Below are 24,617 nucleotides of genomic sequence, written 5' to 3'. Positions count from 1 at the left end.
CTGCTTATTCGATATAATCAACAGGGTAGAGGAGTGCCTGCATGATAGGAAATCCATTTAAGAGGTACAGAATCGACCGATTATTTTTTGGCAGCTTTGCTTTGCTCGTAACCCTTGTCATTATAACGATTATATGGATAAGTTATAGTCTGACTTCAAGGGAGCTGGCGACGACCGCATCTACCAATCAACAAAAACTTCTTAATGAACTGAACAATGAAATTACATCGCGAATGGTCACCATCGAACAAATTTCATTGTCCAAATCCCGGGACGATTCGTTGCTTTCTTTATTGTCGGGCGACAATGATGAGGATGAATTCATCAGGTACCAACAGTTTAAGGAAGTTAAACAATCTCTGGCGAGCTTGACGAATTCGATGCCGCTAATCGAAGGAATCGATGTGTTCATGAATGACCCCGGTTACGGGGACTCGGTAAGCTACATTCAGTTTTTGGATTTGAAGGAGGCTTCGCGACAATATTGGGCGGAAGACATTAAACGCAACGATTTTGCATGGAGCGACGAATATAAACGCGCTTCGTTTAAAGGAGAAATCTCCGTCATCAGTTTTGTACGCACCATCCTCTATAATAATAAAAGGATCGGGTATCTGGTTATCCATTTAAAGTCGGAACTGCTTGGTCAAGTATTAATAGGCCACTCCACAGGAGAAGTGAGCAGGATCATGCTGGATATGTCGGGGCAACCGATACTCCAAATCGGCAATGTCCCGGATGCGGAAACATGGGCTGACCTTAAGGCCAAAATGGATGGTCCCTCGGGGGTATTCCGGATCGAGGCAGGCAACGGGACCTCGGCATCGCTGTTCGTATACGCTCGGAACATTAACTCCAAATGGACTTTGGTGGAAATAACCCCCTGGTCCGAAATTACCAAAGGAAGCGTGAAGCTGGCGAAGGTCATTGCCGTCATTGGGGCCTTATCCGTTCTATTAACGTTAATCATAACGATGCTGCTCAGTATGCAGTTCACGAAGCCGATCAAGAAGCTGGTCGGCGCGATGAATCGTTATTCCGTCGACGGCGAAAATTTGAAGCTGCCGGATGACTACAGGAATGAGTTCGGGTATCTTTTCTCGGGATATCGCAAGCAGAATGAACGTATCGAGCAGCTGGTACAGTCGCTTCGCGAGAGGCACGAGCTTCAAAAAAAGGCCGAAATGGAAGCTTTGCAGGCCAATATTAATCCGCATTTTTTATATAACACATTAGATCAGCTGAATTGGATAGCCATAACCAATCATCAGGAAGAGATTAGCCGCATTCTGGAGCTTATGGGACGAATGTTTCGGATAGGGTTGTCCAATGGCAATACGTTTATTACCGTTAAAGAGGAGATTGAGCATTTAAGCTGTTACCTGGAGATTCAGCAGATTCGCTATAAGGGCGCTTTGCAATTTTTTATCGATAGTCCGGAATCCATCCAGTTGCTGTACATTCCAAAAATGATATTGCAGCCCTTCGTAGAAAATGCGGTCGTTCATGGCTTCCACAATCGCAGCAACGGAACGGTCCGGATTCGCATCAAGCAATCAGAAGGCAAGCTCGTTATCGAGATCGAGGATGACGGACAAGGTTATCAGCCCGCCAGGACCCCGAAACGTAAAACAGGCGGTTACGGCATTCGCAATGTGAGGGAACGTATTTTCGCTCATTTTGGCGGCGATTATGTTGTCGAGCTGAAGTCGCGCGAGGAAGGGGGAACCCATGTCGGCGTGACGCTCCCCGTTCTGTATACGATCCCGTAATCTTGAGCGGTAATCGGAAAATATCAAATCAAATTGTGCATCTTTCTTGTATAAATAGAAAATTGTGCTTGTTAAGATGGGGATAGATCAGGACCGCAGAAAAAAAGGGGGGGCAAAATGGCAGCTCGGAAAAAAATAGCCGGGATTGCTGCGGCAATTGTATTGGCCATGACGTTATCGGCTTGCGTATCCGGCAACGATGGCGCGAATCCGGCAAAACCCCAAATCGGAGAGAAAGTGAAGCTGCGCATGATGTGGTGGGGAGCTCAATCCAGGCATGAAGTGACGCTTAAGGCATTGGAGGCTTATTCGAAAGCCAATCCGCATGTGACATTCGAGCCGGAGTATTCGGGCATGGATGGATATTTGGACAAGCTGTCTACCCAAGCCGCCGCCCATAATGCTCCGGATATATTCCAGATTGACCCCAGCTGGGTAGCGGATTGGGCTTCCCGGAATCAGCTTGCCGACCTGACGGAAGCTATCGATCTTACAGATATTGATTCCAAGTTGACAAGCATCAGCTTGATCGATAACAAGTTGTACGGCGTTCCGTTAGGGTCGGTAGCCCATGGGATGATCTATAACAAGGCTGCCATGGAGAAGCTCGGCATCGCTTTTCCCTCCATGGGATGGACCTGGGACGATTTTTTTCAATTCGCGATAGAGGCGAAGATTAAGCTGGCCGGCAACCAATACGTATCAAAGGATTACGCGGGAGATTATTTTGCCTACAGCGCCTATCAGTACGCGAACGGCAAAGGTCAGCTGGTGACGGACGATGGTAAATTTAATATAGATAAGGACCTGTTTTTGGATTGGGCCAATCGCTGGCAGCTGCTGCGCGAATCAGGGGCCGTACCGCCGGCTGACGTCAATGCGTCGGATAAGGAATTTGATCCTTCCGCGGATCTTCTGGTAAAAGGGGCCATTTTGCTCCGGCTTGCATTCAACGCCAGCTACGGTGGCTGGGACAGCATGAATCCAGGCGCCTATGCTTTGGTGACGATGCCCAGATCCGCAGAAGCGGGCGGCTGGTTGAAACCCTCCTTGTTCTTTGGCATATCGCCTTTCTCCGATAACGTCGAAGAGGCCAAGAAGTTTGTCGACTGGTTCATTAACAGCGAAGAAGCTGGCGAAATTCTCGGAACCACCCGGGGGGTCCCGGTCAACACCAAGGTGGCTACCGCGATAGAAGCCTCGTTCAGCGATGCGGATAGGGCGGGGATGGAATTGTATCACGCCACGCAACAGAACGGTCAACAATGGTCGCCTGGCCCCAGCGGCTGGACGAATTGGGTGGATAAGGACTGGGCGCTTGTCCGAGACGAACTCAGCTTCGGCAAAAAGACGCCTGAGCAAGCTTACGAGGCCTTGCGGAAGACGGCCAAGGAGTACGAATAATCAAGAGATGAACGAAGGGGACGGAGCCATGTGGAAAATCGTGATCATCGACGATGACCGTAATGTTCTGCAAGGAATGAAGCAGGTCATTCCGTGGAACGATCTGGGAGCCGAATGGGCGGGCGAAGCGACCGATGGCGAAGAAGGGCTGCAACTGATCCGCAAGGTGAACCCCGATCTTGTCATTACGGATATTTATATGCCGGTCATGGGCGGATTGGACATGATCGAATTATTGCGCAACGACGATTTCAACGGAAAAATCGTCATTTTAAGCGGATATTCGGACTTTGAGTATGCTCGTCAAGCGATGAGGCTGAGTGTCGTCGACTATTTGAGCAAGCCGGTTAGCGTATCTACCTTAAAATCCATCCTGCACAAAATCGTAACGCAGCTGCAGGAAGAACGAATGAAGGACAAGGAGCATGCGGAACAGTCCGAATGGCTGAGCGAATTCCAGCCCTTTATTGAGAAAGAATGGGTCAAATCGGTTATTTCGGGCACGTTGGAGCCCTCGTATCGCAAAGACGAGAAATTACCGGAATCGTACAGCTTTTGGAGACAAATCAGTCATCTCGTCATCGGCATCGAAATTGTTCGGGATGCGCGCTTGAACGCCGTACCTATCGCGGATTTAAACCTGTTCCGGTTTGCTGTCGGCAATATTATCAAGGAAATCGCGAATCCCATATTCGACTCGTATTCGTATACCGAGCTGCACGGCACACGATCGGGTATTGTCATTCATCTCCCCCGCTCTCCTTCACAAGAAGACCTCCACATGAAGCTAAGACAACTCGGTACCGAAGCCATCGAAAGCGTAAGTCGATACTTGAATATTAATCTTAGAATCGGAATGGGCAGCCTTAAGGGCAGTTGGCTGCAAATTTCGGATTCGACGGAAGAAGCCTTCCGGTCCATCGAGCTGAGAGAATCCCCGTCCATGAAAGGATACGAGCTCTATCAAGCGGGTGGAACCGAATGGTCTGGGGACATTGGGCCCTTGACTCGTCCCGTGAAATTTTATCAGGAGCTTACAAGCGCGATAAAAGCAAATCAGGAGGGACTCGCTCTCCGCATTATAGCCGATCAATTCCTGCTCCTATCGTCCAGGAGCCGATATACGCCATCTGAAGTGCAGCTTCTCGCCGGCGAAATGTGGGGCATTCTTAATTATAGCTTATACGAGGCGGGAATCGTGTTGGACGAGAGATCTCCGCTGAAGCTTCCTCAACAAGAGATCGTGATGCTGACAAGAATCGATATGCTGGAGCAGTGGATCACGAAAACGGTAAGCGCGATATGCTCCAGCAGAGAGTGGAAGGGCAATGGTAAACATCGGCAGGCGGTGGACTTCATGCTGCAGTATATTCACAGCAGCTATGCGGAAGAAGTAACTCTCGCAGATCTGGCGGACAAAGTCAATATGTCCCGAAATTACTTATCCGATATCTTTAAGAACAGTGTAGGCGACACGTTTAATAATTATTTGACCCGCGTAAGAATGGAGAAGGCAAAGGAGCTGCTGCTGGAGAGAAAAATGCTGGTCTATGAAGTGGCGAGCCAGGTCGGGTATAAGAACGTGCCGTATTTCAGCACGCTATTCAAAAAATATATCGGCAATAATCCAACGGAATTAACGAAATAACGCAACGTTAAAACGATGTATACCTTACGCGAGAATCGCTAAACTCCCGTGCTGAATAAGCGGCGGGAGACAGCGATTAATTGTAAGCGCTATCAATTCCATTTATCGAGAGCGGAGGCGGATTGCAATGAAATTAAACTGGTATTATCGTTTGATGTTGTCCTACACGCCTATTTTTTTTGTGGTGATTTCTTCGGTAATCATCATCTTTTTTACGACCTTAAACCATCAGTCCGAGAGCAGATATATGGAGACCAATCGATCGATCGTCACGCAGATGATGAAGTATACCGAGGTCAATCTGAAGCTGATTGAACGAAATTCGGTTAGCGCGTTGATAACCGACCAGCATATTATGGATTATTTTTCTCAGCGAACGAAAAATATTTATGATTATTACGTCATTCAAAAGAGATTAATCGAGCTCAAATCCTCCTTTCCTTTCGAAAGCTCCATCTATATGTACCGGGAATCGAATCAAATGATTTTGTCCGATTCCAATACGTACTCGCTCGATTCTTTCGCGGATAGCGAATTTCTCCGCGATAACATAAGTCAAACCGAACCAAACAAATGGACGGAGCCCCGCGAGTATACGCTGTTTACCAATAACAATGGGCAAAAAGTAGTTTCTCTCATGAAAAAATACAAGTACCCCTCGCAGCAAACGGGAATTATTGTCATTAATATCTACGTCAACCCCATGATGGAATACCTTAATCAATTCGGCGAACTCGAGCAGTCGAAAATCCACATTCTCGACTCCGAAAATAAAGAGTTCCACAACGTATCCGACGGTCAATCTCCGGTGTCCAGCTTTCAAACCAAATCGGATTATACCGGGTGGGCCTATTCGGTCGAGAGCGTCAATGCCGCAAGCTTCTCCGCAATCTCTCAGCTGTCAAACATCTGGTTCATCCTTGTCCTCGTCATCATCGTGTTAGCCCTTATCTGGTTTACAATCATCACGCATATCCACTACAAGCCGATCCATAATCTCGTCGAGAAGATCAATTCGTCGATCGGGATTAAAAAGGGCGCAGGCAACGGCATGAAAAGAAGGTCAAACGAATTTAACATCATTGAATCGGCATTCGAAAATTTGCTGCAAAAATCGATGGATTATAACTCCTTGCAGCAGGCGGAGGCCATTCATCGCAAAAGAATTTTTATCCAGGAGCTTATTGCCGGTCAACGCGTTATTAGCGCCTCGGAGTGGGACAGCGAGGCTTCCGTGCTGGGACTTCCAATCGACTACGACCGAGTATGCGCCCTTTCCATAGAGATAGACCGATACCATATGTTTTCCGAAAACTACAAACCCGGCGATCAACACTTGCTCAAGTATATTCTGGAAAGCGCCCTCAAGGAATCGGCAAGCGAAAGGAACATAATGCTGCACTTCGCTTGGACGGATCAGCATCAGGCGGCGGTGGTATTGTTTCTTAAAGAATGCGATCTTCCCTATGAAGACAAGATCTATGAGATATGCAACGTATACAAGAATTGGATACAAGACAATCTGGAATTTACCATATCCGTCGGAATAGGCGCATGCGTGGAAAGCGTAACTCAAGTCGCGACATCCTATCGCATTGCCGTTTCCCATGTTTGCCTGAAAGCCGTATTTGGAACCAATAGCGTGATTGATCGACTAATGGCCCAGCAAAAGTCGGACATGGATTCTTACGTTGTAATGGGCATGATGCCGGAAATGATTCACCTGCTTAGAAAGGGGGATGACGGCTGGCGTGACAAGTTCGAGCAGCTGGTCGGCGATCTGCGGGGCAAGAGACTCGGAAGGTCGGAGCTAGTCGCCTTTATAACGAGTCTGATGCTGCATCTGGACAAAGAAATATCATCCATGCCGCCGGACATGGTGAATGCATGGGAGAGCAATTATCGTAACCGCTTCGAGAAGCTTGCCAATTTAGCGGAGACGTTGTCGGATTTCTGCCAAGGAGCTGAAGACGTTTTAGGAGAACTGGCCGTGCAATTAAAGCAGCAGCGCGAAAGCAACAGCAACAAATCGATCGCGATGCGAATGAAGGCGTATATCGATCATCATTTTGCGGATTCGGATTTGTCTCTCGTTGCCGTGAGCGATACCTTCGATTTGCCTTCAACCAATGCAAGCATTTTGTTTAAAAAGGAGACCGGAGAGAAGTTTATCGATTACGTCTTAAAGGTTCGGCTCGAGCATGCGCGGAAGCTGCTCGTGGATTCGGATGATGCCATACAAATCATTGCCGAGCGGGTAGGTTACGCGCATGTGCTCTCCTTCCACCGGGCGTTCAAGAAAATATTCGGGTTTCCGCCAGGCGAGTACAGAGCTATCTATCGTACGCAACGAAAAGGTTAGGAGAGGTCTGATGCATAGCGGGTTTTGCGTTCGAAACAGGGGCCTGTTAGCTTTGCAATAAAGGTAAAGACGATTCAAATCAGCACAAAATCAAGTCGATTTTTGCATGAAAGCAGCTGGTTAGGAGCTTAATTATTGTCAATGTTCAAACAAGCGGGCTCGATGATACATTAGTGCCTGTAAGCAGCGCCTAACCATGCATGGGCCGTTGGCAACGACTAACTTAAGAAGGAGGTAGATGGCCATAACAACCAAGCCGGTGCGCAGGACGGCACCACGACTGCCGTTACGCTCCTTGCTCCGAGACTGGCAGCTATACATCTTGATTCTGGTACCCTTGGTGTTTTTCGTAACATTCAAGTACGTACCGATGTTAGGCGCCGTCATCGCGTTTAAGGATTACAACATTTTTAAAGGCATTTGGGATAGTCCATGGATCGGCTTCGAGACGTTTAGGGAAATTTTCCAGATGCAAGGATTTTACCTGGCGTTGCGAAATACGTTCATGCTGAATTTGCTCGATCTGCTGGTCAGCTTTCCTCTTCCCATCCTGCTGGCCATCATCCTTAACGAGCTTCGGGTCCATTGGTTTAAGAGGGGTGCGCAGATGGTGCTGTATCTGCCGCATTTCATCTCATGGGTCATTATTGGAGGCATCGCGATCCAATTGCTCGCGACCAATACCGGTATCGTCAACAATGTATTAAAGTCCTTTAACCTGAACACTATCCCGTTTTTGACAGATCCGGTGTATTGGGTATTTACGTATCTAGGTATCGGAATTTGGCAAAATGCAGGATGGGGGACCATTATCTACCTTGCGGCTTTAACGGGAATCAACAAGGATCTTTATGAAGCGGCCGATGTAGACGGCGCCAGCCGATTGAGGAAGATATGGCATATCACGTTGCCGGGCATAAAGCCGACCATTATTATTTTGCTCATCATCAATATCGGGCATATGGCCAGCATCGGCTTCGACCGGCCGTTCGTATTAAGCAATCCGCTCGTCACCGATGTTTCGGAGGTCATCAGTACGTACGTGTACAAGACCGGAATCCAATCGGCCCGTTATACAATAGCTACGGCTATTGGACTATTTCAGGCGGTCATCGGTTTGATCTTCCTCCTGTCTGCCGATTTGATTTCCCGCAAGGTCAACGATCAGGGCATATGGTAGGAGGAGATAATCGTGACAAGCTCTAATTATTCCGGCGTTCGAGTGAACCGGAGCGACAAATGGCTGGATATCGTGCTTATTTTCGTCGTCTCCATTGCAAGCTTGCTTTGTTTGGCGCCCATGGTTCATATTCTGGCCTTGTCGCTGAGCGGTAACAGCGCCATTATGGCAGGCAAAGTGACGCTTATCCCGCTCGATATCGATTTGACGGCTTATAAAGCCGTATTCGGCAATGCTCAGATGATTCGATCGCTTGCATTTACGATAGGCATGGTGTCGTTATTCACTGTAATTGCCATGACCATGACCGTTATGGCTGCCTATCCGTTAACCAAAAAGAATCTCAGAGGGCGGGACTTCTTTCTCTTTGTTATCGTAGTTACGATGTTTTTCAGCGGCGGCATGATTCCGGAGTATCTGAACATAAAAAATTTAGACCTGCTCGATTCCGTATGGGCGCTGGTTCTTCCGGGCGCCATCAACGCTTTTTATTTGCTCATCGTCAAGACCTTCTTCAGCTCCATCCCGTCGGAGCTGGAGGAATCCGCCAGAATGGATGGCGCCAGCCAGTTCCGAGTGTTGCTAAGCATTATTTTGCCGTTATCACTTCCCGTGTTGGCGACCATCAGCTTGTTTTATGCAGTCGGACGGTGGAACGGCTTTATGGATGCCTTGCTTTACATTACAAACTCTAATTTGTACCCCTTGCAGCTCCGACTTTACGAAATGGTCATGAATAGCCAGGTAAACAGCATGCTCGAGGGCATTGGCACGATCACGCCAGTCCCCGAAAGTCTTAAAGCGGCATCCATTATGTTTGCCACGATTCCGATTTTGTTAGTATATCCATGGCTGCAGCGATACTTTGTATCCGGGATGATGATCGGCGCAGTCAAAGGATAGTGTTGAAGCAGGATTACAATCATTCAAAGGAGCGGGTCAAATGAATGCAAAGTCCAAAAAGTGGTCAGCCGGGCTAATGGCGGTGGCTGTATCGACATCCATACTTGCCGGATGCTCCGGCAACAATACGGGAGGCAACGAGCCTTCCGGCAAGCCGACAACCAATCCAACCTCCAATCCTGCAACGGAAGCGCCTAAGAGCGATCCCATCACGCTGCGCATCGAGTTGTTCGACCGCAATAATACGCCGGCCGGCGCCCCGCCGATCACGGACAATTTCATGACGAATTACATTCAGGAGAATTTCGGGGATCCGAACAATATTAAAGTCGAATTTGTTACCGTACCGCGGACTCAAGAGGTAGAGAAACTGAATGTGCTGATGGCGGCCAATCAGGCTCCGGATCTGGTTTATACGTATGATACGCCAACGGTGCAGAAATACGTCAAAGACGGCGGTTTGACCGATCTTGGACCTTATCTCGAGCAATTCGGGCAAAACCTGAAAACGGTTTTGGGCGAAACCGTTCTGAATTATGGTAAATTCGAAGGCGTTCAGTACGCGATTCCGGCCCGCCGGGTTCTCTTGCCGGAAAGCACGACAATCATGCGCCAGGATTGGCTGGATGAGGTGGGCTTGCCGATTCCGACAACGACGGATGAATTCTACAATACGCTGAAGGCGTTTAAAGAGAAGAAGCCCGGCAAGTCCGGCGACAAGGTCATTCCCTATAGCAACATCGATCCATTCCATAGCAAGCCGCTTCAATATTCGTTCTGGGAATGGGATAAAATTTCGGATGCCGATCTATACGCGACGCCGGACTGGCTGCTGCCGGGCAACAAGGAAGCGTTCCGCTTCATGAACAAGCTGTATAACGAAGGTTTGATCGATCCGGATTTCCCGTTGACGATGAACAAGGATTTCCAGAAGTTCCAGAAGGACTTGATCAACGGCGTCGTGGGATCGGGCACGGCCAATACGAACGAGCCGGTCTACCAAGGCTACTTGGCCGAGGTGAGCAAAGCAGATGCCAACGCGAAGGTCGTTCCGATCAATCCGTTTACTACTCCTGACGGCAAAACGCCCAAAGCGCTTTATTCGCCAAACGGAATGTACATCTTCGTTCCAAAAACCAGTAAAAACGCCGAAGCCGTAGTCAAGTATCTGGATTGGATGGCCATGCCCGAAAACTTCATTCCGTTGCAAAACGGAACGGAAGGCAAAACCTACGAAATGGTAGATGGCGTGCCGCAAGTGCTTGATAACGAGGAAGCGAAACAAACGCTCTACAACTATACGGACTACGCCATCATTTTGAACGGCAAGCTCGCAAGCTCGACAGACGAGAAACTAAACCTTGCGGTAAACGCATCCGACCCTAATTATAAGGATTTCACCGTCGCCAGCTTCGAGATGGGTACCAAGGACGGCGTGATCAAGCCTAGCGTTACGACGCCGATTCAAGCGGAAATTAAATACGCCACGACTCTTAAAGAGAAGACGGATGAAATTTTCGTTAAAGTCATAACGGCAAAACCGGCAGACTTCGATAAGGTTTACGATAACGAAGTCAACGATTATATGAAAATCGGCGGACAAGAAGTCATGGACGAGAAACGCCAGGCATTCGAAGCCATGAAATAAGAATCGCAGGCATGAACTCGATTCTCCGCCTCGTCGGCGGGGAATCGATCATGCGTACGCGGGAATAGACAGCGATCGACATTGGAAAAGGCGGATGCCACGTAACGGTACATAAATACTTCAGCGAAATGTAAGCGTGTTCATAATTGAAGATTTCATAAAAAGGAGGCAGACTTATCATGTTAACACGATTTAGGAGAAGGACTCTTGCGCAGTTGACGGCTGCCGCATTGGCGGCATCCATCGTTGCTCCGGCATCCTTGTCCATGAGCAGTACGGTTCAAGCCGCTGCAGATGCCGCCCCGGTAACAGCGAACTGGTATACAACATACCAGGATATGGATGGCGTAGGCGCGGCCTATGCCTATACGCCTTCCACACAAATGATGCAGCTCGCATCCGCGGGTCATCAGGATACGGTCAGAAGATTGCTGGATATGACCTTCGACGAGAAGAACGGCACGGGGCATGATATCGTTCGCGTCATGATCGGAGACAACGGAGGCGTCGCCGCAAGCGGTACGGCTGCAAGCCCCGGATTCAACCCCGTAACCTCGTTGCCCGCGGATGTCGCGAATCCGGGATTCGATATAGAGGGCAATCCCATCCCCATGAGGGGGACGGCCGGTCAATACGGCTATAAAATCGATGCCGAGAATCGCTATTACGACGGCAACACCGACAGCATCTGGCCGAACGAGCCGGCGCATGAACCAGGCACGCTGGTGCCGCTCGAGGATTTCGTGTGGAATTATCCATCCTGGAACGAGCCGATCCCGAACGATGCCGGCGGCCCGACCAATCTGCTTAGCGACAAAGGCTCGGATCCCGTTGTCATCAAGAACGCGCCGCGCACAAGGAAGGAATTATTCGACTTCGACCAAGTATGGACGATGCGTCAAGCCATGCAATACGGCGTCGAGACATTCTATGCATGCGTGTGGACGGTGCCCTATTGGATGAGCAACTCCTCATCCAATTCGCCGAGCAAGATTATTCGCAACGATGTGGCCATTATCGATGGCAAGCAAGTGAAAATCTATTATCAGGCGTTTGCCGATTATTTGGTTTATTACGTAAAAGGCATGTGGGAGCAATGGGGGATTCCGATTACCCATGTAGGACCTTTTAACGAGGTGGACTTGGCGGGCGGAAGCGCGGCTTATGTAACCGAGCTGGTCAACGAATATGTCGGCCCTGCATTGAAAGCAGCCGTAGAACCGGGCGGGGCTCTGTACGATATCCAGAATCCCGACGGCGAAGCCATCGACTTTATCCCTCAGCTCGTTGCGGTGGATGGGACGAACCTTAACGCTTCATTGAGCAGAGGCGGTCAGATGTTCTCCCAAGTCGATGAAGCGACTGCCACGATGAAGAATCCGTTTCTTGACGTGTTTTCGACTCACTTGTACGGTACGACAGGGATCGGCACGGACGAGAACAAGCTGTATCATACGGGCGGCTTCTCGCAGACGCCAATGGATTATACGACAGCGGGCAACTCGTATCCGCAGTATCTGACCAAATACAAGCTTTGGCAGACGGAGTTCATGAACCAGGATACCGGCGACGGTTCCGCCGGCGCCTATACCAATCGGTACGGCAATCAGAACATCAACGATGCGGTGCGTTGGTCCAACCTGATGACCAATATGTTTACAAGCAATCCCGGCTTCAATGGCTTCATCTGGTGGAGCATGTGGGATAACAACGGCGTCGACGGTTCCGACTTGATCCGCTTCGTCACAACGAACTCCCAGCAGGAGCCGGGGCGCATTAGCACATTGACCGGGGAATACCGGATTTTCAAACGGTTTTACAGCTTCGGGCATTTCTCCCGCTTTATGAATCCGGGAGACAAGCGCTTCGATGTAACGCGCGCTCCGGCGCAAGACATTAACATCGTTGGTTTCCGCAACAATACGGATTTCTCCATTACGATATCCAACGCCAAAAACGACGATAGCATTCAACCGCTGGAGTTCACGCTCAATCAATTCCCGGCAGGCACGTCGAGCGTGACCGTATTCCGGACTTCCGCCAGCGAGAATCAGGAGAAGCTCGGCACGATTCCCGTCGTAAACGGCAAGTTTGTCATCGACATTCCTTCGGCTAGCGTCGTTACGATTGTTCCATCCCAAGGCACATACGCGACTTTTGACAGTCTGGACGGCGAACGCGATATTTTCTCTTCGCTCGAGGCAGAAAGAAACGACAATGGCGTGCAAGGAAACGAGGCCGGCCATGCAGGCCGCGCCAATGAAGCCGTCGCTATGGGCAACGACAGCTACCTGGCTTACAGCAATATCAACTTTGCGGATGGTTCCGCGAACGGCGGCGTAGTCCGCAGGCATCTGCTTTATCTAACGGCGCAAGCCAAGGCTGTCAATGGCGGCGATCTGGCGGCTTATGTTGTGCCGGTAGGCACGCATGTAGGCGATGCGAACGACATCCGTTCGTTAGGCAGAGAGGTGGCGCGTATTTCGGTGCCGGCCAATAACGGGTACGGCAAATACCAGGATATGGTATCTACGGGCGACCTCAGCGCTTACGGCCATAAAGATTTGTATATCGTATCGGAAACAAGCGGCAGCCCGATCGTAGTCGACCGATTCTTGTTCGGGGCCAACGATTCCGACTGGAGCCCCGCCGCCAACAATTCGACGGTTTCTATACCGGGCAATTTGTTGATTAACGGCGACTTTGATTCGGTGAATTCTTCCAATACGAGCAACTGGGCGGCAGGTCGATACGATAACGGCACGTTCCTGCAATCCGTAGCGGGTCCGGAGCTTACCGCGGACACGATTCAAAGCTACACGGGTCTGTCTCGTTATTTAAAGAACAACGCGACTTCGAGAATAGCGGGATCCGCGAAGCTGGCCAACCGGATCGATGCCGATAATCAGTACGACGGCATCTGGCAGGACGTGACCGGTACGCTGACTGCCGGAGAAACCTACAATTTCAAGGGACACTTTATGTCCATGAAACATCGTCCGGAGAGCTACGACGTTGCCGCGGACAATCCAGGCGATGTAGAGGTTGCATTGGTTTATTACGATAGCGAGGGCGAACAGCTGGCGCTGACGCCGATCAGCGGCCGCGATATGCCGGAGCCTTATCGGGAGCGCGAAGCCGGGGATGCCGGTTATTGGCAGAACGGTCAATTTATCGGACGGTTGCTGCAAGGCGGGCCATTAAACCTGGCTTCGTTCCAGCCTCTTCATGTAAGAGTCGCGGACTGGCATGAAAGCGACAACGAATCTTTTGTCTATCAAGAGCCGGTCGGCACGGCTAAAGTCGTTTTGGCCGCCTATGCCAAGGATTCGAATATCATGTATGCCGATTTGCTTTCTTTGACGCCTCCCATACTAACGACTTACACGATTTTTGTCGATGGCAGTCTGCCCGTAAGCTTCTCGCAGGATAAGCTTGACTATACGTACACGGTTGCGGGTACGGAAGTGCCGGTCGTGACCGCGTCCTCCAATGATCCAAGCGTGAAGGTAAGCATCGCGCAAGCCGGCAGCGTCAGCGATACGGCAATCATACGCTTTATCAAGGGACAATCGATCAAGACGTTTACGGTAGCGTTCACCAAGACGCAAAGATTCGACTTCGCAGACGGTCTTCCCGATGGCTGGAGCATCGGAAACCCAAGCGGAGAAGCGTTCAGCTTCCATCCGGAGGGGAACGTGACATTGCATACGGTCAAACAGGATCCGCCGTATCCCAATAGCACGAATCTCCTGCAATTGCCGGGATCGGCGGAAGGAAACTGGACGCTGACGGCAAAGCTGACGGTGGACAAACCGCTTAGCGACGCCGCATTAACGAACGCGACGCAGGTCGGCATCGGCATCCGCAAAGCGGAAACTGGCGAATTTTTTAGACTTGCCGCTACTAAATTGGACAACAGCATAAAGGTCGTGAGTTCCGGGTTGTCGGGCTCGACGAATTCCAACAATCAGACCGTCGGAACGAGCTTGAGCGGTACCAATTACTTCCTGCGGGTCGTAAAGACGGGCAACGATGTACAAGGGTATTTCTCGACAAATAACGGGGCCAGCTATACCATTATGAGCGGCAGCCCCGGCGCAACCGTGCCGACCACGTTTACGCCGGATTTCTTTAGAGACGCAAAACTGCTATTATACGGCAATAACTTAAGCGCTTCCGATCTGCAAGTCACATACAACGATATAATCTTTGTGAAGTCGACGGGTTCTTCGGCGATCGGCGCGGATCAGTTGGCGGTTGAGCAGGCAGCCGGACTGATCGGTTCGACCGTCATAGTGCCGAATACAAGCGTTACGCAGCCGGAATCACTTGCGGCGCTAGCGCAAGACTACCTTAACCAAGACGAGGAGCTGGAGGCGTTAGGCGTTGCCGTCACCGTAGCTGTCGATAACGGTAAATTTGCGTTGGCGATTGCAAAAGGCGCAGCGTCGATCCAAGTGCATGGAGTCTCGATTACGGGAGACGGCGAAAGCCCGGACACCGCTTCGCCGACATGGGAGCAAGGCAGCGCCCTTGCGGGCTCTAACATAGCGACAACCACGCTTACGCTGACCTGGACCGCCGCGCAGGATAACAAAGGAGTTACGGGCTACAAAATTTATAAAGGCTCCGAGGAACTGGCAGCTGTTGCAGGAGCGGCAAGCTCCTACGACGTCGTCGGATTGGCTCCGGACACCGATTATGTTTTCAAGATCGAAGCTGGAGACGAGGCAGGCAATTGGAGCACGGACGGCCCGACCGCAACGGTCAGGACATTGCCGTCGGCCGACACGACGGCGCCGGTGTGGCCGGAAGAAAGCGAGCTTGCGGAATCCGGCGTCGGAGCGAGGGAGATTACGCTGACTTGGACGGCGGCCGAGGATGAGTCCGGGATTACGGGGTACAGGATTTTCAATGATAGGGAAGAAATCGCGACCGTGGGCGGAACGATCTTGACTTACCGGGTCGAAGGTTTAGCTCCGAATACCGAATACGTCTTTAAAGTAGAAGCCGGAGACGGCGGAGGCAACTGGAGCGCGAACGGTCCTTCGGTTACCGTAACCACGTTGACGGAAACGGATACTGCGGCTCCGACTTGGGCGGAAGAAAGCGCGTTGACGGCTTCCTCCGTATCTACCTACAGTCTCACATTGGCCTGGACGGCAGCTTCCGACGACACGGGAGTAGCGGGGTATAAAATTTATAATGGCGCTACGGAAGTGGCGGCAGTCGGTGGAGAGGTACGCTCCCATCAAGTGACGGGACTTTCATCGAGCACGGCATATACATTCTCGGTGCAGGCGGGAGACGCAGCCGGCAACTGGAGCGCGGATGGCCCGACGGTAAACGCGACTACACAATCCGCGTGGTCGCCGCCGGAAACGACGCCAACACCAACGCCAACACCGACGCCAACACCGACGCCAACACCGACGCCAACACCGACGCCAACACCGACGCCAACACCGACGCCAACACCGACGCCAACACCAACGCAAACGCCGAAGCCTACGCTTGAGCCCCATAACTTTAAGGATGTTGGCAATGGCAAGTACGACTGGGCATCCGAAGCGATCGACGAGTTGTATGCGAATGGCGTTATCAAGGGCACGTCCGATACTAGCTTTAGTCCGGGCAAAAATATAACGAGAGCGGACTTTGTCGTCTTGCTGGTCAGGGCGCTCGGCTTCGAGGCCGAAACGGACGATGAGGCAAGCTTCCTGGATATCCACACCGACGATTACTATTATGAGGCGTTGCTAATCGCGAAGCGGCTCGGCATCGTAACCGGCGTGGACGGAAGCAACTTTAATCCAAAGAGCGAGATTTCCAGGCAGGATATGATGGTAATCGTCGCAAGAGCGCTCAAGCTGGCCGGTAAATTGCCGTCCAAAGGAACCGCGGAGGATCTAAGCGGATTCCTGGATGCTTCAAGTGTTGCGGAATACGCGCGGGACAGCGCGGCGGCATTGATAAACGAGGGGATTATAATGGGAGACGGCTCTTCCCTCAACCCGACGGGTTCAACTACTAGGGCGCAGGCGGCTGTAGTTATCTTTAGAATCTATGAAAGATAGATTTATTAACCGCAAGCAAGGTCAATGTTTCACGCGGCGATAATTAACAAACAAGCACCTGTAAGCCGGACACTTTGTAAGGAGTGTCCGGACTATAGGCGCTTTCGGTACCGTTTATTGTCCAAGATAGGCTCGTTCCAATTCGGCGATGTCAAACTTCTTCATCTTCAAGGGCGAATCCCTTATGATTCAGTTCGCTCATTCGTCCAGGTTAGTATCTTAAAAGCAAGCGGGCATGTCGCCTCAAATGTTTCGAATCAAGCAGGAATGCGAAGGCAGACGTCGAATACGGTTACAGAAGCTAATCGAACATGAAGGTGGTTGCAGGCGGTTATGCCGATTATACAAGCCGTTGAGCGGGCACTGCTCATTCTGGATTTATTCGACGAACGGACCCCGGAGCTGAAGATTACGGAGATCGGCACCCGGATGGGCTTGCACAAGAGTACGGTCCATTCGTTGGTGAGGACGCTGCAAGCTCGCGGCTATATGGAGCAAGACGTTGATTCGGGGAAATATCGACTTGGCTTGCGGCTAATCGAGAAGGGGCAACAGGTGCTGCAATCGATGGATATTAGGCAAGTCGCCAAGCCTAGCCTGGAGCTATTCACGCAGAGCACGGGGCAGACGACGCATCTGGTCATATTGGATGGCGACGAAGGCGTATATATTGACAAGGTGGAGGGCGAACTTGCTCCAATTCGATACTCCCGTGTAGGCAGGCGCGTCATGCTGCATACCAGCTCCGTAGGCAAGCTATTAAGCGCCTATCAGTCGGATGCATGGATTGACGGACTTCTTGAACGATACGAATTCGTTCGCCTTACGGCGAAGAGCATTACCGATGCGGCCGCGTTCCGCCGAGAGCTGGAACTCGTAAGAGAGTGCGGGTACGCTGTCGATAATGAGGAGAATGAGATCGGCGTCAGATGTGCGGCCGTTCCCGTCTTCGATCATCGCGGGCATACGTCGGCGGCCATCAGCGTATCTACGTTGCGGTCGCGTGTCGACGATCGAGGGCTGGAGAATCTGATAACAGAATTGCAACAAACAGCAGCGGAAGTTTCCCGAAGGCTGGGATATAAGTTATAGTTGTTCTCCTTCCATTTGTTTATTTAGACGATAAAACCCACCTCTAAGCGAGGCTGCTCTTTATTGAGAGACCTCCGTAGAGGTTTTATTATAGCAGTATTATAAAACCGTGTACTATATTATAAAACAGGGAGTGGTGTTAATGAGGTTAATTCAGTATTTGGACGGGGATCGGAATGCGCTCGCGGCGGTCGGCGACAATGAAGTGGCTTATAGGCTGCAAGATAAGGATGTCTGGGAGTTGTTTCGCAGGGCGCAGCGGCTCGGCATGACGACGCTCGAGGCAATTGCTGCCGATATAACGGAAAAAATGCCGTTGCAAGGAGATTGGCGTTCTCTCGAACTGCTTCCTCCGGTGGATGCTCCCGAAGTGTGGGCGGCAGGCGTCACTTACCAGCGCAGCCGCGAGGCCCGCAACTACGAAGCGACCGGCGGAAAGGCGAATGCAGGCGCCACGTTCTACGATCTTGTATACGATGCCGAACGACCGGAACTGTTCTTTAAATCTACGTCCGCCCGAACGGTGGGTCCGGGAGGCACCGTCAAGCTTCGCAGCGATTCGACATGGCAAGTGCCGGAGCCCGAGCTGGGACTCGTTCTAAACGCCGCAGGGGACATCGTGGCGTACACGATCGGCAATGACATGAGTTGCCGGGATATCGAAGGAGAGAACCCGCTGTATCTCCCGCAAGCCAAGATTTGGAGGCAGTCCTGCTCCGTCGGGCCCGCCATTAGGCTCGCAGAAACGACTGCGAATCCCTATGATTTGGAGATGAAGCTGCGAATCTATCGCAATGAGGAGATCGTCGTCGACATTGCGGCGAATACCGGGATGCTGAAGCGGAAATTGGAGGAGCTTGTATCTTATCTTAAGAGGGACAATCTGCTGTTCGACGGGACGGTGCTTCTGACGGGCACTTGCCTGGTTCCGCCGGACGACTTCACCTTGCAGCCGAACGATCGCATCGAAATCGAAATTAAATCTATTGGAACGTTAGTCAATACTGTAGTCGCCTGATTGCGAAATAGAAAAGGAGGAGTTTAGAATATGGAGGTTGTAAAGAGCTGCTCGAATTACATTGGCGGAGAGTGGATGCCGGCGCAATACGGAGGAACGACGTCAAGCGTTAACCCTGCCAATCGGGATGAAATCGTGGGCCGCATTCCATTGTCGACGAAAGAAGATCTCGAAAGAGCCGTGGCGGCGGCGAAAGGGGCGCAGGGAGCTTGGCGCAAGCTCGCCGGCTCGCAACGCGGCGCGTTCTTATTCAAAGCGGCGGATATGCTGGAGAGGCGACTGGACGAGATCGGCCGCATAATGACGCTGGAGATGGGCAAAACGCTGACGGAAGCAAAGGGGGAAACAGCGCGGGGAGTAGCGATACTGCGATATTACGCCGGCGAAGGCATGAGAAAGATCGGCGATGTCATCCCCGCGACGGACTCCGATGCCTTTATGTTCACGACTCGCGTTCCGCTTGGCGTAGTCGGCGCGATTACGCCTTGGAACTTCCCCGTGGCCATACCGATCTGGAAGCTAGCTCCAGCTCTGATCTACGGCAACGCGGTCGTGTGGAAGCCGGCTTCCGAGACGGCTGTCACCGCAGCGCTGGTTATGGAATGTTTCCACGAAGCCGGGCTGCCAAGCGGCGTCCTGAATCTGGTCATCGGGAGCGGCAGAGAGATCGGGCAGGGCTTGGCCGAGCATCCCGACGTGCAAGGCATCACGTTTACAGGTTCCAACGGGACCGGGAAGGCCGTGGGGCAGGCTGCGTTCGCGCGAGGGGCGAAATATCAGCTTGAGATGGGCGGCAAAAATCCCATCATCGTAGCTGCCGATGCGGATCTGGACCTGGCGATAGATGCGACCATCAGCGGCGGCTTCAAGTCTTCGGGACAAAAGTGCACGGCGACTAGCCGCGTGATCGTCGTAAAGGATATCTATGACAGTTTCCGCGACAAACTGCTCGAGAAAGCGGCAACGCTCCGCGTGGGGAACGGCTTGTCGGAGTCGACGTGGCTGGGACCGTGCGCGAACGAGAAGCAATACCAGACGGTTCTCGACTACATTCGGACCGGGGTGGAGGAGGGAGCGACGTTGGCGCTCGGCGGGACCAAGCCCGAGGAGGAGGAGCTTCGCAACGGCTACTATGTTACGCCTGCGGTATTCGAGAACGTCACTTCGCGTATGGCAATAGCGCAAGAGGAGATATTCGGACCCGTGCTGGCCTTGATTAAAGCGAATGATTTGGCCGATGCGATTGAACTGGCGAACGATGTTCCATACGGTCTTAGCGCTTCGCTGTACACGAAGGATATCGCCAGCGCGCTGGCTTTTATTCAGGATATGGATGCCGGGCTGGTCCGCATTAATGCAGAGACGGCTGGCGTTGAGCTCCAGGCGCCGTTTGGCGGCATGAAAGCGTCCAGCTCCCACACAAGGGAGCAAGGACAGGCGGCAATTGAATTCTATACCTCGATAAAGACGGTATTTATGAAACCGTAATCGACTTCCAGCCATGAGGAGGAGCAAGTCATGCTGCATAATGATTGGTGTAAAATCGCGGAGCCCGGAGGAGAGGAAGTCTACAGGATTGCCACCCATGCTTCGGGTCCGGCCGGTTCGTTGCCGCTTACGCCGGAGCTGCTTCGAGAGTCCCCAAGCGGAGACTTGTTCGGCTGGTCGCAAAATGTCGGGATGGGGCTTTCGCCATCGCGCCTGGGGGGTCAGGAAGTGCTGCTCTTAAGTACGCTTGGCGGAATACGTCGGGATGATGGCAGACCGGTTGCGTTAGGTTACCACACGGGGCATTGGGAAGTCGGGCTGCTGATGCAGGCGGCAGCCGAGGAGATCAGCTCCGCAGGCGGAGTTCCGTTCGCCGGATATGTCAGCGACCCGTGCGACGGCCGGTCTCAAGGAACTGCAGGCATGTTCGATTCGCTGCCTTACCGAAATGATGCCGCGATCGTACTTCGGCGGCTTATCCGTTCGCTGCCGACCCGCAAAGCCGTCATCGGCGTTGCCACTTGCGACAAGGGACTCCCCGCCATGATGTTAGCTCTTGCAGGTAGCCCTTCGCTACCCGGCATCATCGTGCCCGGAGGCGTTACTCTGCCGCCGACGTTCGGAGAAGACGCAGGCAAGGTACAGACGATCGGCGCGCGATACGCAAACGGAGAAATGACGCTCGAAGAAGCGGCGGATATGGGGTGCCGGGCATGCGCTACGCCGGGCGGCGGCTGTCAGTTCCTCGGCACGGCTGGAACATCCCAGATCGTGGCAGAGGCGCTGGGATTGACGGTCCCTCATGCTGCATTGGCGCCATCGGGACAGGAGGTATGGACAGAGTTGGCCCGTCAATCGGCAAGGGCTGCGATGTTCGCCGCAAAGCAAGGACTAACCGTTGGAAAGGTGTTGACCGATGCTTCTATCCGCAACGCCATGATCGTTCATGCCGCCTTCGGGGGTTCGACGAATCTGCTGCTGCATATCCCGGCGATTGCGCAGGCCGCGGGTCTTCGCGTGCCCAATGTAGCCGACTGGGCGGACATCAATCGCAGCGTTCCTCGTCTTGTCAGCGTATTGCCTAACGGCCCCGTTCCACATACGACGGTTCGCGCATTCCTGGCGGGCGGCGTGCCGGAAGTCATGCTCCGTCTAAGGGGACTCGGACTGCTGGAGGAGTCGGCGCTCACCGTATCGGGCAAGACGTGGGGCGAAGTGCTGGATTGGTGGGAGTCGTCCGAGAGAAGAAGACGAATGCGGGAGGTGCTGCTCCGCTCCGACGGCATCGACCCCGAAACGGTCATCTATACGAAGGAAAGCGCCAGAGCGGCTGGAATGGCTTCAACCGTAACGTTCCCGATCGGCAATATCGCTCCGGAAGGTTCGGTCATTAAGTCGGCGGCAATCGACCCTTCGGTCGTAAGCGACAACGGTATATACAGGCATCTGGGTCAAGCCAAAGTGTTCACGACCGAGCGCGCCGCGATAAAAGCGATAAAAACAGGGGGGATATCGGCCGGCGACGTGTTGGCTTTGATCGGCAGGGGGCCTAGCGGGACAGGGATGGAAGAGACGTACCAGCTTACTTCCGCTCTGAAACATTTGCCATTTGGCAAAAAGGTATCCTTGCTCACGGATGCACGATTCTCCGGCGTGTCGACCGGCGCCTGCATCGGCCATATCGGCCCTGAGGCGCTGGCTGGCGGTCCTGTGGCGAAGCTGCGCGATGGGGACTGGATCGAGATTGTTGTAGACCTGAACCAACTGGAAGGCAGCATCAACTTCGTAGGCGAGGGGGAAGAACGCTTCGATGCAGTCGAAGGGGCTAGGCGGTTGTATGAACGTCCGGCCCATCCCTTGCTTTCGCCCGATCCGGATCTGCCTGACGATACGCGTCTGTGGGCCGCGCTCCAGGCAGCCAGCGGCGGAATTTGGCGAGGCGGCGTCTACGACGTAGATCGGATAGTCGAGTTGTTGGAAGCGGGAAGAAAAGCGTTGAACCGATAGTCTCTACCACAAGGAACAATTTGGAAGCGGTTGTCCCGTACGGGAACAACCGCTTTGTATTGTGCGCAATAATATTTGACCACGCCAGAGGTTTTCGCACTAACAAATAAAACGCTTACAAATAGGTAAACAACGGGTAAGCATGTAAAGAGTTGCACATTGTGGCTCGTTGATCTAGCACATATACTGAAAACGTATACAAGAGGGAGCTCCAGCAAGACTATATGAACTTGGGGGGAAGAACGCATGGATAAGCATTGGAGAAGCAGAGGATTGAAAGGGCTTACGATTCTGCTGCTGGCATCGCTTGCGATTACAGCCTGTTCAAGCGGGAACGAAACGCCTGCAAGCACGGCAAAGCCTACGGCGACGGCAGGGAGCGGAAACGGCGGCAATGAAGGTCAAACCAATACGGACGGCGGAACGAATGACGGACCGTTCGGCAAATACGATCCGCCGATCGAGGTATCGTTCGTACGTCATCTAAGCGATGTGGTCGAGAACAACGTATTGGGCGTCCTGAAAGACGAGACATTGGAAGACAATCGCTGGACGCGCGTGTACGAAGAAGAACTGGGCATTAAAATCGTCAATGATTGGGTAGTGAAAGGCGATGTCGGCTCGGATCAATATCTGCAAAAGATCAATGTGACGCTTGCCTCGGGAGATCTTCCCGACTTTATTCCCGTCAACGCGACGCAGCTCAAACAGCTGGCGGATTCCGATCAGATTGAAGATATGACGGAAATCTTTGAGAAGTACGCCTCTCCAATGTTAAAGGATGCGCTCACTCAAGAGGGCTCCAGCCCCTTCGACGCCGTAACCCTGGATGGCAAGCTGATGGCGGTTCCGCTTGTCGAGGCATCTATCGAGCGCTCCATGTTCGTCTGGATCCGCACGGATTGGATGGAGAAGCTCGGTTTGCAGCAACCCAAGACAATGGCCGACATTCTGGCGATTTCCAAAGCGTTTACGGAAAAGGATCCCGACGGCAACAACAAGGCGGACACGTACGGCATCGGCTTCACCAAAAATGTATGGGGCGGAGCAATGGGGCTGGAAGGCTTCTTTGCCGGATATAACGCCTTCCCGAACATTTGGCTGGAAGACGAATCCGGCAACCTCAAGTTTGGCAGCATTCAGCCTGAAGTGAAAACGGCGCTTCAAGCACTTCAGGATATGGCCAAGAATGGTCAGATTGATCCCGAGTTCGGCATTAAAGACGGCAGCAAAGTATCCGAGCTGATCGCAGCCGGCAAGATTGGCATGCAATACGGCGAACAATGGAATTCGATTTATCCGCTACAACTCAACAAAAACAACGACCCCGATGCAGAATGGCAGGCTTTCCCAATCGTTACTGAATCCGGAGAGATGGCGAAGGTGCCGCTTAAATTCAGCACGACGCGATTCTTTGCGGCTAAGAAAGGAACGAAACATCCGGAAGCGCTTGTCAAGCTCTTTAATATGCATATGGAGAAAAACTGGGGAGAGACGGGAGATTTCGATTACTATTTCGCGCCGCCGGAGGCGGAAAGCGTATGGCAGTTATCGCCGGTCACCCCTTACCCTCTGAAAAAAAATGTCGAGGCGTTCCGCGACATCGATGAGGCCCGCAAAAGCGGCGATATGTCTAAGCTGATTGGGGAAGCAAAGACGATTCAAGAGAAAATGGAATCCTACTATTCCGGCTCCACGGAGGGCTTTGCGCTTTGGGGTTGGGAGCGAATCTACAGCGAGCAAGGCTCCATGGGCATAACGGATCAATACGACAAAAACAATCAGTTCCTGCTTGAGAAGTTTGTCGGAGCGCCGACGCCGACGATGGTGGAGCGCAAAGCTACGCTGGAGAAGCTGCAGAACGAAGTGTTTGTCAAGATTATATTGGGCGATCCCATTTCAAACTTTGATAAATTCGTTGATGACTGGAATAAACTCGGCGGAGATCAAATTACGCAGGAGGTCAACGAATGGTATGCGGCAACAAAATAAAAAGAAGGTAACGGCATAGTCAT

At 52.1% G+C, this 24,617-nt stretch carries 13 protein-coding genes; all 13 read left to right on the top strand.

Annotation, left to right across the window (positions count from 1 at the left end; translation table 11 throughout):
* Positions 1-41 precede the first annotated feature (41 nt).
* The 13 genes from H7F31_RS25390 to H7F31_RS25330 all read left to right on the top strand — a co-directional run bounded on the left by H7F31_RS25390 (position 42) and on the right by H7F31_RS25330 (position 24,594).
* On the top strand, positions 42-1,772 hold the full coding sequence (locus H7F31_RS25390; RefSeq protein WP_261800128.1) for a sensor histidine kinase: 1,731 nt from the start codon (positions 42-44) through the stop codon (positions 1,770-1,772).
* A 117-nt stretch (positions 1,773-1,889) separates the two neighbouring features.
* On the top strand, positions 1,890-3,176 hold the full coding sequence (locus H7F31_RS25385; protein ID WP_187101069.1) for an ABC transporter substrate-binding protein: 1,287 nt from the start codon (positions 1,890-1,892) through the stop codon (positions 3,174-3,176).
* Between the two features lie 28 nt (positions 3,177-3,204).
* Positions 3,205-4,824 (top strand): response regulator transcription factor, encoded by a 1,620-nt coding sequence (locus tag H7F31_RS25380; protein WP_187101068.1) that lies wholly within the window; start codon positions 3,205-3,207, stop codon positions 4,822-4,824.
* A gap of 127 nt (positions 4,825-4,951) precedes the next feature.
* Entirely contained in the window at positions 4,952-7,186 is a 2,235-nt protein-coding gene (locus H7F31_RS25375; RefSeq protein ID WP_187101067.1) for a helix-turn-helix domain-containing protein, read from the top strand.
* A gap of 238 nt (positions 7,187-7,424) precedes the next feature.
* Positions 7,425-8,366, top strand: coding sequence for an ABC transporter permease (locus H7F31_RS25370; protein ID WP_187101066.1), 942 nt, complete (start codon positions 7,425-7,427; stop codon positions 8,364-8,366).
* A gap of 12 nt (positions 8,367-8,378) precedes the next feature.
* Entirely contained in the window at positions 8,379-9,269 is an 891-nt protein-coding gene (locus H7F31_RS25365; RefSeq protein WP_187101065.1) for a carbohydrate ABC transporter permease, read from the top strand.
* A gap of 40 nt (positions 9,270-9,309) precedes the next feature.
* Positions 9,310-10,917, top strand: coding sequence for an extracellular solute-binding protein (locus H7F31_RS25360; protein WP_187101064.1), 1,608 nt, complete (start codon positions 9,310-9,312; stop codon positions 10,915-10,917).
* A gap of 179 nt (positions 10,918-11,096) precedes the next feature.
* On the top strand, positions 11,097-16,997 hold the full coding sequence (locus H7F31_RS25355) for a fibronectin type III domain-containing protein (protein ID WP_187101063.1): 5,901 nt from the start codon (positions 11,097-11,099) through the stop codon (positions 16,995-16,997).
* A gap of 333 nt (positions 16,998-17,330) precedes the next feature.
* The gene (locus H7F31_RS25350) at positions 17,331-18,089 is read left to right on the top strand and encodes an IclR family transcriptional regulator (RefSeq protein ID WP_187101062.1); all 759 of its coding nucleotides are present in this window, start codon (positions 17,331-17,333) and stop codon (positions 18,087-18,089) included.
* Between the two features lie 142 nt (positions 18,090-18,231).
* On the top strand, positions 18,232-19,107 hold the full coding sequence (locus H7F31_RS25345; RefSeq protein ID WP_187101061.1) for a fumarylacetoacetate hydrolase family protein: 876 nt from the start codon (positions 18,232-18,234) through the stop codon (positions 19,105-19,107).
* Positions 19,108-19,137: 30 nt separating this feature from the next.
* Entirely contained in the window at positions 19,138-20,595 is a 1,458-nt protein-coding gene (gene gucD / locus H7F31_RS25340; RefSeq protein WP_187101060.1) for an alpha-ketoglutaric semialdehyde dehydrogenase GucD, read from the top strand.
* A 30-nt stretch (positions 20,596-20,625) separates the two neighbouring features.
* On the top strand, positions 20,626-22,602 hold the full coding sequence (locus H7F31_RS25335; protein ID WP_187101059.1) for a YjhG/YagF family D-xylonate dehydratase: 1,977 nt from the start codon (positions 20,626-20,628) through the stop codon (positions 22,600-22,602).
* A 246-nt stretch (positions 22,603-22,848) separates the two neighbouring features.
* Positions 22,849-24,594, top strand: coding sequence for an extracellular solute-binding protein (locus H7F31_RS25330; protein WP_187101058.1), 1,746 nt, complete (start codon positions 22,849-22,851; stop codon positions 24,592-24,594).
* Positions 24,595-24,617: the final 23 nt, after the last annotated feature.

This window comes from Paenibacillus sp. PAMC21692 (assembly GCF_014303795.1).
Taxonomy (GTDB): domain Bacteria; phylum Bacillota; class Bacilli; order Paenibacillales; family Paenibacillaceae; genus Pristimantibacillus; species Pristimantibacillus agaridevorans.
This window is presented reverse-complemented; position numbering and strand designations above follow the sequence as displayed.